11 protein-coding genes and 2 tRNA genes are annotated in these 13,573 nt (G+C 69.5%); 5 read left to right on the top strand and 8 right to left on the bottom strand.

Features of this window, described 5'->3' with window-relative positions:
• Positions 1 to 43: 43 nt before the first annotated feature.
• The 4 genes from ACFV15_RS06480 to ACFV15_RS06495 all read right to left on the bottom strand — a co-directional run bounded on the left by ACFV15_RS06480 (position 44) and on the right by ACFV15_RS06495 (position 3,118).
• Positions 44 to 1,399, bottom strand: a complete 1,356-nt coding sequence (locus tag ACFV15_RS06480; RefSeq protein ID WP_378349119.1) for an MFS transporter — start codon at positions 1,397 to 1,399, stop codon at positions 44 to 46.
• A gap of 99 nt (positions 1,400 to 1,498) precedes the next feature.
• A complete protein-coding gene (locus ACFV15_RS06485; protein WP_378349120.1) occupies positions 1,499 to 2,068 on the bottom strand; it encodes an NADAR family protein in 570 nt (189 codons plus the stop codon).
• A gap of 38 nt (positions 2,069 to 2,106) precedes the next feature.
• Positions 2,107 to 2,532, bottom strand: coding sequence for a pyridoxamine 5'-phosphate oxidase family protein (locus ACFV15_RS06490; protein WP_378349121.1), 426 nt, complete (start codon positions 2,530 to 2,532; stop codon positions 2,107 to 2,109).
• Between the two features lie 7 nt (positions 2,533 to 2,539).
• Positions 2,540 to 3,118: a GNAT family N-acetyltransferase gene (locus tag ACFV15_RS06495; protein WP_378349122.1), complete on the bottom strand. Its 579-nt coding sequence runs from the start codon at positions 3,116 to 3,118 to the stop codon at positions 2,540 to 2,542.
• Between the two features lie 70 nt (positions 3,119 to 3,188).
• Here ACFV15_RS06495 and ACFV15_RS06500 point away from each other — a divergent pair.
• From ACFV15_RS06500 to ACFV15_RS06510, 3 genes are all read left to right on the top strand, one after another.
• A tRNA-Tyr gene (locus ACFV15_RS06500) sits at positions 3,189 to 3,263 on the top strand.
• Between the two features lies 1 nt (position 3,264).
• Positions 3,265 to 3,337: transfer RNA gene (locus ACFV15_RS06505), tRNA-Arg, on the top strand.
• A gap of 32 nt (positions 3,338 to 3,369) precedes the next feature.
• Positions 3,370 to 5,562 (top strand): hypothetical protein, encoded by a 2,193-nt coding sequence (locus ACFV15_RS06510; RefSeq protein WP_378349123.1) that lies wholly within the window; start codon positions 3,370 to 3,372, stop codon positions 5,560 to 5,562.
• Here the strand turns inward: ACFV15_RS06510 and ACFV15_RS06515 are convergent.
• Positions 5,553 to 6,047: a hypothetical protein gene (locus tag ACFV15_RS06515; protein ID WP_378349124.1), complete on the bottom strand. Its 495-nt coding sequence runs from the start codon at positions 6,045 to 6,047 to the stop codon at positions 5,553 to 5,555. The genes ACFV15_RS06510 and ACFV15_RS06515 overlap by 10 nt on opposite strands.
• Positions 6,048 to 6,201: 154 nt before the next feature.
• Here ACFV15_RS06515 and ACFV15_RS06520 point away from each other — a divergent pair, with 154 nt between their 5' ends.
• Positions 6,202 to 8,148, top strand: coding sequence for a peptidase S8/S53 subtilisin kexin sedolisin (locus tag ACFV15_RS06520; RefSeq protein WP_378349125.1), 1,947 nt, complete (start codon positions 6,202 to 6,204; stop codon positions 8,146 to 8,148).
• 43 nt (positions 8,149 to 8,191) lie between these two features.
• On the opposite strand, the gene ACFV15_RS06525 is transcribed toward ACFV15_RS06520, so the two are convergent.
• From ACFV15_RS06525 to ACFV15_RS06535, 3 genes are read right to left on the bottom strand one after another with little or no spacing between them, the layout of a single operon-like run.
• Entirely contained in the window at positions 8,192 to 8,500 is a 309-nt protein-coding gene (locus ACFV15_RS06525) for a hypothetical protein (protein ID WP_378349127.1), read from the bottom strand.
• A 23-nt stretch (positions 8,501 to 8,523) separates the two neighbouring features.
• Positions 8,524 to 11,877 (bottom strand): TM0106 family RecB-like putative nuclease, encoded by a 3,354-nt coding sequence (locus ACFV15_RS06530; protein WP_378349128.1) that lies wholly within the window; start codon positions 11,875 to 11,877, stop codon positions 8,524 to 8,526.
• 51 nt (positions 11,878 to 11,928) lie between these two features.
• Positions 11,929 to 12,639, bottom strand: a complete 711-nt coding sequence (locus ACFV15_RS06535; RefSeq protein ID WP_378349129.1) for a hypothetical protein — start codon at positions 12,637 to 12,639, stop codon at positions 11,929 to 11,931.
• 79 nt (positions 12,640 to 12,718) lie between these two features.
• On the opposite strand from ACFV15_RS06535, the gene ACFV15_RS06540 reads away from it, so the two are divergent.
• The gene (locus tag ACFV15_RS06540) at positions 12,719 to 13,462 is read left to right on the top strand and encodes a TetR/AcrR family transcriptional regulator (protein WP_378349130.1); all 744 of its coding nucleotides are present in this window, start codon (positions 12,719 to 12,721) and stop codon (positions 13,460 to 13,462) included.
• The last annotated feature ends 111 nt before the right edge of the window (positions 13,463 to 13,573 follow it).

Below are 13,573 nucleotides of genomic sequence, written 5' to 3' on the forward strand. Positions count from 1 at the left end.
GGTATGGCCGGTTCTAACCGGCCATACCACTCACGACCCCTTTTTACTTGGCGCGCAAGTAGACGCTGTCGTCGGTGATGTCGGCGCGTGACCGGTCGGGGATCAGCAGTACACAAAGGACTGTCACAGCCGCGGCCACCACCATGTAGACCGAGATCGAGTACGGCGTCGCGGTCGTGTGGAACAGCCACGCCGCCAGCAAAGGCGCCGGACCACCCGCGAACACCGACGCGAGCTGGTAGCCGAGGCCGGCGCCGCCGTACCGCAAATGCGTCGGGAAACTCTCGCCGATCAATGACGCCTGCGGGCCGTACTGCATCGAGTGCGGCACCATCGCGAGCACGATCGCCAGGAAGATCACCAGCTTGTTGCCGTTGGTGAGCAGCCAGAAGTACGGGAACGCGATCACCCCGATCCCGATGGCACCCATGAGATAGACCCGTTTACGCCCGATCTGGTCGGAAAGCCTGGCGAAATACGGGATCATGACCAATTCCAGCGCCGCGCCGACGAGTACCGCGTTGAGCACGAACGTCTTGCTGAAATGGTGCGCCGCCACCACGTACACGAGCACGTAGCTGGTGAACAGGTAGAACGGCATCTGCTCGCTGAACCGCAGGCCGGCCGACAGCAGGATCTCGCGCCAGTGCCGCTTGATCACGTCACCGACCGGGTTGCGGGAGGCGCGTTTCTCGGCCACCACCGAGGCGAACATCGGCGTTTCGAGAATGCGCAGACGGATCACCAGCCCGACGCCGACCAACAGCAGGCTCGCCAGGAACGGGATACGCCAGCCCCACGAGACGAACGCGTCATCCGAGACGAGCGCGGACAGCAACGTCATGCCGCCGGTGCCGAGCACGAGCCCCACAGGCACACCGACCTGCGCGAACGCGCCGAGCATCCCGCGTTTGCGTTGATCGCCCCACTCCATCGCGAGCAGCACCGAGCCACTCCACTCGCCGCCGATCGCGATGCCCTGCAACAACCGCAGCAGCACCAGGATCAGCGGCGCGGCGACGCCGATCTGCGCGGTGCCCGGCAAAATGCCGACGATGCCGGAGGAGATGCCCATCAGGAGCAACGTGACGATCAGTGTCGTCTTCCGCCCGATCCGGTCACCCCAATGGCCGAAGATGGCCGCGCCGACGGGCCGTGCCGCGAACCCGACCGCGTAGGTCGCGAACGACTGCATGACCCCCGCGTAGGTGCTGGAGCTCGGAAAGAACACGTGCGGGAAGACCAGCGCCGCCGCCGTGTTGTACAGGAAGAAGTCGTACCACTCGATGGTCGTGCCGATGGCGCTCGCCGCCGCGGCCCGCCGGACTTGGGTCTTCTGCTCGGATTCCGCCTTCGCGGCGGCCAGTGCCCTCTCCGCTTCGTCCTGACCGAGAACCATGCGCGCGCACCTCCTGTGACTACGCCGTCACTCGAACGTGCACCTTCTCACGGCGACCCCCGGGGATGTCCAGACCAAGGGTTCGATTGAGCCGCGACCTCAGCCGACCCGCAACTGGTCGCGGACCTCCATCAGTGCGAACCCGAGCAGGTTCGAGCCACGCCAGTAGTCGGGGTTGTCCGCGTTCTTGTCCTCACGCGCGAGCCCGCTGCCCCAGATGACGTCCTTCTTCGACGCCTCGACCAGCACCTGGTCACCGGTGCCGAGCAGGAACTCGCGCAGGTCGGCGTGATGGCGGAACTTGCCGAGGTTGCCGTCGACGACGATGTCGAAGCGGTGCGCGGCCCAGACCGCCGGGTCGAAGTCCGCGACCGAGCGGCCGAGGATCTTCGCGGCCTTGGGCTCGGGTTCCTCGCGGATCTTGGCCGCGGTCTCGAAGTCGCCGAAGAGCTCCGCCTTGCCCGCCATCATGTAGTGCTCGGCGGTGGGATAGCGGTGGCCGTCGCCCGCGACGAACGGCGCGTGCCACCACTGGCTCAGGCAGGTTCCGTTGACAATGCCGCCGTAAGGGGGCCGGTGGCCGTAGAAGAGCAGGTACTCCGCCTCGGCACCACCGTGGATCAGTTCTCGCAGCGCCTCGACGTCACGTACCGCGTCTATCTTGCTCACCATGTGAATAGTCGTACCACTACGCCTCGGGTGCCGCGTCACACGGTGTAGCTGATGTCCTTCGCCGCGACGGTCTCCGGACGCACGCGCAGCCAGACGGTGCCCTTCTCGACCGGGTCATCGTGCAGGTAGGAGCTGAACCGGCGGTCCCAGCGCGACTCGTCCGTGCCCAGGTAGCGGACCAGAAGCCTGCGGCCGCGGGGCACGTCGAACGGCAGCTCCTCTGCCTTGCCGCGGGCGATGACCTGGCGGATCAGGCCGGTGGCGATGTCACCCTCGTCGACGACCAAGGCCACCGCGGGGTCAGAGCGGACCTTCGAGGTCAGGCGAGCCCAGGGGCCGGTGAGGATCCAGAAGGCTCCGTCTTCCCAGAGGTACCAGGTCGGCCGCACGGTCGGCCCGTTCGTGGCCACCCGCGCGATGAGTGGGCGGGCCAGGAACTCGTCAAGATCGAATTCGGTCACCCGGCCACTATGGAACCTCCAGCGCGGTGGAGGTCAAGAGCTCGCCAGGCAACAGGCTGAAGATCATCGAGTCACGACGTCCGCCTTGGAACGGGATGTGCGAGCGCAGAACGCCCTCGCGGACGAACCCACAGCGTTCGGCCACCCGCTGGGAGGCGACGTTGGCGGGTTCGCAGACCAGCTCGAGACGCTCGACGCCGAGATGCTCGAACGCCCAGCCCGCGAGCAGCCGCGTCGTCCGGGTCGCGACGCCACGGCCACGCGCGCCGGCGGTGACCCAGTAGCCCACCGCCGCCCGTGCCTCGCCCGGCGTGACGTCATAGAGCGAGCAGCCACCGCACAGGCGATCTTCCGCGTCGACGATGGCCAGTGGCAGCTCGTCACCATCGAGCCGCGCCTCTTCCTGTGCGGCGAAGCGATCGCGTACATGGTCGACAGTCGGCGTTTCGGTGAGCGGCCATGAGAAACGCAGGCACACGGGGTCGGAGAAGGCCTCGAACCGCCGCGCCAGGTCGGATTCGCGCCACGGGCGCAGCGTGACGACACCATCGGTGAGCGCAGGCTCGGGGAACTTCAGTGCGGGCATCGCGCGAAGCTAGCACCCGGAAAAGCGGCTGCACGACTGGATTTCCGCCGCTAGTGTCCACTTTCGACGACATGGAGTGGCTCAGCGGCAGAGCACCCGGCTGTAATCCGGGAGGGCGCGGGTTCGACTCCCGCCTCCATGTCCATCCTGGGGTAGCTCAGTGGAAAGAGCACCCGGCTCCTACCCGGGAGGGCGCGAGTTCGAACCTCGCCCCCAGGTCTGTTTCGTAACCGAGGAAAGAGAAATCCGTCATGGAGGAGCACCTTCGAGCATCGCCGGGATACGCCGTCGCGCAGCTGGAGCGCGCGCTGAAGCAGGCCGTTTCGGCGGGCGACCGTGCCGCGCGGGACCGTGCGCGTGGGAAGGCGGACCGCTGGCGTGCGGTCATCGACGGCATGGCCGAGGGAACGCTCGAAGTCGGCTCGCGGACTCCCGTCGCCGACACTCCCGCGTGGGTGACACTCGAAGTCGCGCACGGCGGTTTCGCGACCGGCCGCTACCTCGCCGAGGCGGCGCCGACGGCGGAGGAACTGCGCTGGGGCGGCGACCGCGAGAGCGTCAACCGCCACTTCCTCAGCGACGAGGGCCGCGCCGAGCTGCTCGCCGCGCTGCGGAGCGAGTCCTACCGGATCGACGTGCCGGAGGAGGCCGCGTTGCCGGTCGTCGCCTGGCTGATCGACCGCGGGTACCACGAGCAGGCGCTCGATCTGGTGACCGAGCTCTGGCCGCTGCTGCACCGCCTGCGGTTCACGCCGCGGTTCCAGCCGCACCCGAAGCCCGCGGGCGACCTTGTCCGGCTGTCGACGGTCGGCGCGGTGCAGGAGGGCCTGCGCGCGAAGACGGTCGCGGCGCCGATCGAGGCCATGCTGACGACCTTGCGCGTCTGGAACCCCTTGTACGACAGGCTTGTCGAGCTGTGGTGCGAGACGGTCGAAGGTGAACTGCCGACGCTGGACGGCGACCGTGTCGTCGGCGGCTGGCCGTGCCGGAACACGCCCGACGGCTGGGCGGAGCGTCGTGCCCGGTGGCTGCTGGATCACGCGGCCGCCGGACTGTCACCGCGCAACGCCAAGAGCAACTTCGAACGCCTCCGCCGTGCGCTGGAGAGCAGCGATGTGCTGTCGGCGCGTGATGTCGGCTGGGTTCGGCGTGCGTTGGCGAACACGATCACCAAGCACGGTGCCCCGGGTTCCGAGGCGCGTGCGGCGCTGCGCAGCGCGCAGGCGGTGGTCGCGGCCAAGCCGACGCACGCGGAGCTGGCGCGCGTGCTCGCCGGGCGGCTCGACCGCTACCCGGCCGACGGCGGGCTCACCGAGCTCGACCCGCTCGCCGGGGACGCGGCCGAGGGTGTGCCGATGCCGCCGGGGCTGCTGGCGAAGCTCGGTCGCGCGCTGGAAGCGCCGGTGGAGACGCTGGTCGAGCGTGGCGTGATCAGCTCAGGTGAGGTGCTGGCGAAGGTGCTGCCGCAGTTGTCCTCACGGGCACTCGCGGCGAACATCGCCGAGCCGGAGCTGGCGGCGTTGTTCACCCAGGCCTACGCCGCTTTCCGGCGTCGCCGGAGCCTGTTGCTGCTGAACCTGGAACACCAGGTCCGGCTGGAGGAGCTGCCGTGGATCGCCGCGCTCGCCCCGCTGCGCGCGGGACAGGCCGACGCCTCGCGGCAGGCCGGGGTGGTGCTGCGGCGGGCGACGTTGCTGGCGCTCGACGCGTTCCCGCAGACGATCCTGCCGAACCCGCTGGTCCGGGAGCTGGGTGCGCTGGCCGTCCAGGCCGGGCTGAAGGTGCCGCTGGTGGAGGAGGTCGCGGCCGACATCTTCATGGGCACGTTCACCCGCAAGTGGCAGGCGTCGGCCGAGATCAGCGGCCGTGTCATGGCCGGGACGTTGTACGCGCGGTACTACGACCTGCCCACAAACTGGGAGGCGCGGCGTCTCGTGCGGCGGTGGGGCAAGCCGACGGCCGCCGATTTCGCCGAGCTGTGCCAGAAGCGCGCTGTCGAGGCGGGCAAGCGTGGCTCCGGGGTCGCGGGGAACGGGATGGTGCTGGAGCAGAGCCAGATCCTGACCACGCACAACCTCGCGCAGCTCGTCGACGCGCTGGGCTTGGCACCCAGGCTCCGTGAGCTGGGACCGGGTTTGGCCGACCGCTCGTTCGACTGGCTGGTGCGGCGGATGGCCATGCCGATCCCGCATGGGCACGCGGCGCTGCACGTGGTGAAGAACGCGGCATACGCGTGGCGGCAGGCGATCTTCTACCTGAGCTTCGCCGACGTCGCCACGCAGCGGGAATGCGTCGCCAGGCTGGCGGAACGGGCGTCGGCCGTCCCGCGGCTGGCTCCGGCGGTCGAAGGACTGGCGCGGGTGGTCGACGGCGGCACGTGCCCGAAGCAGTTCCTGGGCTGGACGACGGGCTGGCACTGGCTGCTGCCCCGTGATCACCCCTGATCGACAACGCGGAACAGCAGGGTTCCCGGATCCACATCGAGTGGGATCCGGGAACCCTCCGGGTACCGGTCGGGTTCCTCGCTGACGTAGCGCGTTTCGAACGGCGGCACGCCGTCGTGGCTGACGAGCAGCATGAGTTCGTCGGCGGGCTCGGGGTACTCGTTGATCCAGATTCGTCTGGACGACCGGACTTCGGCCAAGACCCGGACGCCGGCCTCGTCGAGACGGCGGTGCTGGGCGCGGGCCTTGGCGTCCTGACGGAGGTTGGCGATGACCAGCGCGGCGGTGATGATCGTGAACCCGGCACCCATGGCCAAGATGATCGGGCGCTGATCCTCAGGGGTGTCACCGCGCAAACCGACCCAGAGCATGGCGGGCCCGATCATCGACATGAAAGCCATGAAACAGCCCATCAGGCAGCCGAACGCACTGCGTTCGGGCATCGGCGGGGCTTGCTTGCCCGTGCGCTTCGCAGCGGTCGTCACCACGCGACCCTAGGCACGCCGAAAACCCCGCGAGAGCGCAAAAATGCCGCCTGGCCAGCGAAACTCGGGTAAAGTTCTTTCCTGGCAAACAGAGCAGTAAAGATCGGATGAATGGTCCTATCCGGACTGTGGCGCCGACGCCAAGATCATCCGCATGAAGCTGAGATCGTCCACCCGACGCCTGCTCGTGCTCGGGCTGCTCGCCGTGCTCGGTACCACCGGGACCACGACCGCGGCCATCGCCGACCCCGAAGCCACCGCACGCCCGCGCGGCGCCTGGGAAGCGGCCGGGCCCAACAGCATCGGCGGCCTGCTGGCCGCCTCCGGGTCCCAACTCGCCATGATGCAACCAGGACCGCCCGCGCTATGGCTCTCCGACGACCGTGGCGCCTCGTGGCGAGTGCGCCGCGGCCTGCCGCAGGACACCCTGATCCAGGGTTTCTTCGCCGATCCCGTCAACGGGAACCGGATGCTGGCCATCGGCAACAGGCCCGTCGGCTACGAGGGTGAATGGCGCGGCATGCTGCTGTCGACCGACGACCGCGGCGAGCACTGGCAGACACTGCGCGAGTGGTACCCCGACGGCGCGTTCCAGCTGGCCACCGACCCGACAGGGCGCACGATCGTGGTGTCGAATCTCGACAGCATGAGTGTCAGCCCCGACGGCGGCACGACCTGGAACGACGTCCCGAGGACCTGGCCGCGCGAAGGAATCGCGGCCCCCGTCGGCAGCCAGAAGCTGGTGCTGGTCGGCGACGACGCCTACTTCACGACCGTCTACCCGGAGTACGCGCTCTGGGTGATCCGCGGTGTCACCAGCGCCGAACCGAAGGCCGAGCTGGTCTACCGGACCAACGACGAGGTCGGCCAGGTCGCGTCCGACGGCCGCCGGCTGGTGGTCACCGTCGGCGCGGAACTGCGTGGCAGCACCGACTTCGGCCGCACCTGGACGACGTTGCGCCGCGACCCCGGCGGCGAGCCGTTGCGTGAGCCGCATTTCGCGGGCGGCCGTTTGTACATCAGCACCTACCAGGACCTGGATGTCAGCGCCGACGGCGGCCGGACGTGGACCCGCAAGCCGGTGCCCGCGGCCGGCGAAGGCGTCACCGACATCGTGGAGCTGCCTGGAAAACCGGCCACGACGATGATCTCCGCCGTCTACCGTGGCGTGTACGCCGACGCGGGCAAGAACGGCTACCAGCAACTCGGCGTGCCCGGTGAGTCGATCCGCGATCTCGTCGCGGCCGGGCCGTTCTGGAAGCAGAGCCTGGTCGCCGCCGGGGTACAGGAGATCTACAATTCCCCGCTGCCGCAAGGAAAGGTCACCCCGTCGACCCGGGTCTGGCAGTCACATCCCAGCGATCGCCTGCACGAGGACGCCAAGCTTTCCGTCTCGCCGAGCCGCCCGGACGTCGTCTGGCAGGTCACCCGCAACGGCTTCTCGCTCGACGTCCTGCGCAGCGGTGACGGCGGCCGCACCTGGCAGCTCGTCGGCAAGCCGATGGAAGGCTCACCGCGCGCGATCCTGGCCAACCCCGCCGATCCGGACCGGGTCCTGGTTTCGGCGTTCACGCCCAACGGCTACGTGCTCTACCGGACGTCCGACGCCGGGAAAACCTGGGAGAAGATCCCCGGCGGCGGCTTCCTCGCGCTGGCAGGGGATCCCTGGAACCGCAACCGGATCTGGGGCGGCGACGACACCGGCCTGTCCCGATCGGACGACGGCGGCAAGACCTGGACGCACGTGTCCGACGAGCCGGTCAGGACCATCACGGTGAGCGCATGGGGCGGCCGCGTACTGGTCGGCGGCGCCGGCCTGCTGCTCAGCGAGAACAACGGCCGCTCGTTCCGGCGGGTCCGCGACGGCGGGAGCCCGCACGAGATCAGCCGGATCGTGGCGCACCCGCTCGACCCGCGTGTCTGGTACGCGGCCAGCACGACCGGGGAAGGGGTATTGCGCAGCATCGACCTCGGCCGCACCTGGGCGCAGCTGCCAGCGCCGGTGCCCGACCGCAGCGTGCTCTCGCTGGCGATCAGCGGTGACGGCCGGTACCTGTTCGCCGGCACCGAGCAGGCCGGGGTCTATCGCCTGACCTTGTAGTGGGGTCGTGAGTGGTATGGCCGGTTCTAACCGGTCATACCACTCACGAGTCCTTGCCCATGGAACGGCGGATCTCGGCCAGCTTGTCCTTGGCCGCCTCTTTGTTCTTGGCGATCTTCTCGTCCAGCGAGGCCATGGTGTGCTCGGTGCCCAGCCCGGCGACCTCGCCCGCGCCGACCGACGTCGCGTGGCGGTTCTCGATCTTGTCGCGCACGTAGTCGAAGCTCGGCACGCCGCCCTCGCTGTAGTCGGCTTCGGGCAGCACCGGCTCGACCGTCGCGGGCAGGGTCGGGGCCGTGGTCTCCTCGACGACTTCGGCGTCGACCACGTTCGGGTCGTTCGTCCCGCTCATCAGCTGCTCCGTCCCTCGGGTCCTCACCACGACCATAGCCTGGCCTCGGTCATCAACCCGATCATGCCGGACACCAGCCGCATCTGGTCGACCGTGCGGATGTCCGCCTCGACCAGCCGGGGCGAGCAGACCATGATCGCGAGCGCCTGCGCGCGCGACAGCGCGACGTTGAGCCGGTTGCGGGAGAGCAGGAAGTCCAGCCCGCGCGGCAGGTCCACGGCCGAGGACGAGGTCATGGTGGCGATCACCACCGGCGCCTCCTGGCCCTGGAACCGGTCGACCGTGCCGACCCGCACACCGGGGAAACCGGCCTGCGCCAGCGCGTTGGTCACCACTCGCGCCTGCAGGTTGTACGGCGCGACCACGAGGAAGTCGCCGTCGTCGAGCGGCCGCTGGGTCCCGTGGTCGGTCCAGGTCCGGCCGTGCAGGTTCGCGACGATGCGCACGACCTCGTCGGCTTCCTCCGGCGAGCGGGTGGTGTTGCCGTGATGGTCCACTTCGGACAGATAGAGCCCGGCCTCCACGCCGCTGACCGCGCGCTCGGCCGCCGACGGGTGCGCGCGCAGCCGTCCCGCGTAGGACAGCCGCGAGACCGGCTCGCAGACCGCGGGATGCATCCGTCGCGTCTCGTCGAGGAAGTAGCCGAGCTCCGGCGGGATGATGTCGGCCTCGCCGATCAGGTGCCCCAGCGCCGACGCCTCCGCGCCAGCCGGGTGCGTGCCCTGCACCACCTGCGGGAGCTGCTGCGGGTCGCCCAGCAGCAGAAGGTTCTTGGCGCACAAGGAAACCGCGAGCGCGTCGGCCAGCGCGAACTGGCCAGCCTCGTCGATGATCAGCAGGTCGAACGGCTCGTCACGGATCGCGGTGTTGGCGAACGTCCACGCGGTCCCGCCGACCAGATGCCCGGCGTCGTGCTCCTGACGCCATTTGACCAGCGTCGGGTTGGTCTTCGGCTGGTCCCACTTCGCGGCGGGGTCCGGCGTCTTCTTGGGCCGCTTGGCACACGGCAGATCCGGCGCGGTCTTCAACGCAGCGGAGAGCACGTTCTCCACGGCCTTGTGGCTGGTCGACGTGACCGCGACGGTCTTGCCCGCGCGGACCAGATGCGCGATGAGCCGTCCCGCGAGATAGGTCTTGCCCGCACCAGGCGGACCCTGCACGGCGAGCACGGAACCATCGAGCGCGTCGACGGTCTCGATCACCGTCCGCACCAGGTCCTCACCGGCTTCGGGCCGCTCGCCGCGCAGACGAGGCGGCGTCCGCTTGAGCAGATCGATCCCGGCGTGGCGCGGGAGAACCGGCAACTCGTCGACGGCCAGCCTGGCGAGTTCGGCGACCGCGTCGTCCTTGGGCGAAGGCCGGACCGGGCTGCCGGGCAGCACCGCCATCGGGCGGTCGAACGAGGTGGCCTCCGGCGGGCAGCTCTCCTCCAGCGTCAGCTCGACGGCGGACGAGGCGATGACCTTCGCGTCACGCGCGTCGGTGCCGTAGCGCAGGCGGACCGCGTCGCCGGGGGAGAAGGGATGCGGCCGGTCCGGGTCGCAGGCGAGCACCAGCGTCCGCTTGGCGAGCTTGGTCCGCCCGCTCGGCTGCACCCACGCGTCCGACCGCACGGAGACGGGCACCGCGCAGGTCGTGTCGACCTCCAGGTCACCCAGTGGCGCGGCGAGCTGCCGGAAGTACTCCCACCAGGCAGGGTTCGTCTCGCGCCGGTGATAGCCGACGGACGCGGCGAGCAGCGCGCGGGCGTGCTCGTCGGCGGAGAACGCGGCGGGGTCGTCCGGCAGTCCGTCGAGCAGCGGATCGACCAGGGCGGCCAGCCGCGCCGCCCGTTCGGCTCGCCGGTCGGCGTTGACGTCGTCGTCGATGACGTCCGTCGGCTCCGGCTCGATCAGCTCGATCCCGGCTTCGGCGCGCACCTTGTGCAGGAACTCGAACAGCCGCAGCGTGGAGACACAGTCGTACTCGTTGTAGTCGCTGATCCCGCGCAGCACCTCGTCCGCGCGCTCACTCTCGCCGCTGTGCGAAAGCGTCAGGTACTCCTCGTAAGCCTCGATACTCGACACGGCGGTCTTCACGTCACCGTCACGCGCGCCCGGCATATAGAGCGGCTCGAGGTACTTGATCGAATAGGACCGCTGCGAGACCCGCAAAGCCTTACGCACCACGGCATACAGATCGACCATTGCCCCGCTGCGCAGCAACTGGTCGACGACTTCTTCGCGCGTGCCGTGCACGGCGGCGAGCCGTTTGACGGCCGTGACCTCGTACGGCGCGTAGTGATAGACGTGCGAGCCCGGATGAGCGGCCAGCCGCGCGACCGTGAAGTCGATGAACTCCTCGAACGCCCGCTTCTCCTGCGCGCGGGTGTGCGCCCAGAACGGGGTGAACCGCTGCATCCCGTCCGCGGTGACGGCGCCGAACAAGTACTCCAGTCCCTGCCCGGCCAGCGCGTACGGATCGCCTTCCATGTCGAAGAAGACGTCTCCGGGCTGCGGCGGCGGCAACGTCGCGAGCGCCTCGGGTTCGATGATCTCGTAGGCGATCTCGCCGGTCTCGTCCTGCTTGACCTGGATCGAGGCCTGTGCCCGCAGCGTGGTGAACGAGGTGACCGACAGATCGCGCGGCCGGTCCTCCGGCTTCGCGGCGGCGAGCGCGTCGATCGACCCGAGCCCGGCGGCGACCAGCTTGCGCCGCTGGTCCCCGCGCATGCCCGCGACCAGCGAAAGATCCCGGTCCGCCTCCCGCGCGCTCGAGCAATGATCGGCGAACGAGCATCCGGAACACGCGGGCCGCTCGGCCGCCCACAACTGCTCGGGCAGCTTCGCCTCACGCCCGCGCAGCCGCGCGCTCAGCCGGTCGAGCAGCGGCAGGAAGTCGTCCACCCGCAGCGACCTCGTGCTCCCGTCGCCGAGCAGCAGGTGCATTTCGGGTCCGGCGGGCCAGCCCGCGCGCCGCAGCGCGTCGGCGTACGCGGCGAGTTGCACGACCGCGGCGGGCTTCGCGTGCCTGGCGAGCTTGGTGTCGTAGACCTCGTAGCGGCCCTCGTCGTCCCGCATGAGGAAATCGGCCCGGCCCGAGAAGTCGCCGTCGTGGAAAACGGCCTGGTAGACCACGGGAGCCCCGGCACTGAGCGCTTCGGCGGTCTCCCGCGCGGCGACGACGGGGTCTCGTTCGTCGATCTCGACGACGACGCTCTTCTCACCCCGCAGCCGCGTCAGCGTGGCGACCTCGTGCGCCCGTCCGTGCTTGACCGCGAGCTGATCGGCCCCGCTGCCAGGACGGGGCGCGCCCGGCAGTCCGGCAGCGAAAGCCTGCTTCAAAAGGCTGCGGTGCTCGCATTCCAGCAGGTCGGCGAGATCGGAGGGGGTGTACATCGCCGCGCAGTCTCGCACGCGTGCGCGGCGTGGGACGGCCGCGACACGCTGCTAGAGCGTGGCGGCGAGGTCACGCAGGCCGGCGAGGGTGTCGCCGAGCCTGGCCCGTTCGGCGTCGGTGAGCGAGACCTCGCCCGCGCTCGCCAAGAACTCGCGTGCGCCTGCGGGATCCCCGACCCGGACCGCGAGTTCGGCCCGGTAGGCCAAGGCTTCCACCAGATCGGCGGGCGCCGCGCCCGCATAGCGGCTCAGCGCGTTGTCGAGCATGTGAGCGGCCCGCTCGTGGCTGCCGTGCGAGTCGCCAACGACCACGGCGCTGCGCAGGGAGGCCGCGAGACGGTTCGGTGCCGGTTCGCTGTCGGCGGGTTCGGCCTTCGCCGCGAAGATCCTGATCCAGTTCCCGCCGGGATCGATGACCGTGAAGCCGGAGAGGTTGCCCGCGTTCTTCCGCTTGCGTGGCCTGGTCATCCGGGGGATGCCGGAGACGAGCAGCTTGCCGTGCGCCGCGCGCATGCCTGCCGCGAAGGCTTCGAACAGCTCGCCGGTGTCGGGCACCACAACCACGCAGCTGCCGTAGGAGTCCTCCGGCTTGAAGCCCGGCATGGTGAAGAACTGCAGCTGGAGGTCCTCGCGCCGCAGTCCGACGCAGGGGTTGGGGCGGACCTGGCGGTAGGTCGTGGTGAAGCCGAGCATCTCGTAGAACTCGACGATCTCGTCGATCGACCGGCAGGGCAGCAGGGGCACGGTGATCTCGTCGGACATTCGTCCTCCTAGTTTGGTACGCTGTACCGTACGACGTACGAAGGCTACGGTACGCCGTACGAAAACCGCAAGGAGACCCATGACCCGGCGTTCCCCGGCACCCGATCTGGCACGCAGCGTCTACCTGCTCTGGGGCCATCACCCCGCACCGGGACGCTCCGGCCTCACCGTGTCCGCGATCGTCGGCGCCGGCATCGAGATCGCGGACGCAGACGGGCTCGAAGCCGTCTCGATGCGCAAGGTCGCCGACCACCTCGGCGTCGGCGCGATGTCCCTCTACGGCCACGTGCCAGGCAAGGAAGACCTCACCGCGCTCATGGTCGACTCCGTCATCGGCGAGCTCTATGACGGCGACGTCGAGGCGGCCGACTGGCGCGCGGCGATGAAATACGTGGCCTCGCGGAATTGGGCGCTCTACGAGCGGCATCCGTGGCTGCTCGACGCCCGGTCGACCCGGCTGGCACTCGGCCCGAACATCAGCCGCAAATACGAAACCGAGCTACGGCCACTCGACGGCATCGGCCTGTCCGACGTCGAGATGGACGCCGCGCTGACGCTCGTGCTCACCCACGTCGAGAGCACCGCCCGCGTCCACCGCAGCACTACGCGAACCCGAACCGACTCCGGGATGTCCGACGCCGAATGGTGGCGTGTCGTCGCGCCGGTGCTCGAGCAGGTCATGGCAGGCGAGGACCTCGCGCTGTCGGCCAGGGTCGGCGGCGCGGTCGGCGCCGAGTTCAACGCGGCCGAGAACCCCGAGCACGCGCTGGCGTTCGGCCTCGACACCATCCTCGACGGCATCGCGGCCCGCCTCAGGTCGTGAGTGGTACGGCCGGTATAAAACGGCCTGCCACCAACCAACCCCGGGGACACAGCGGGGGGGCGGTGCCGCCCCAGCCCTCGGGCGGGTGAGGCCGGGAGGAGGTAGAATTTT

The organism is Amycolatopsis sp. NPDC059657, assembly GCF_042734395.1.
GTDB lineage: Bacteria > Actinomycetota > Actinomycetes > Mycobacteriales > Pseudonocardiaceae > Amycolatopsis.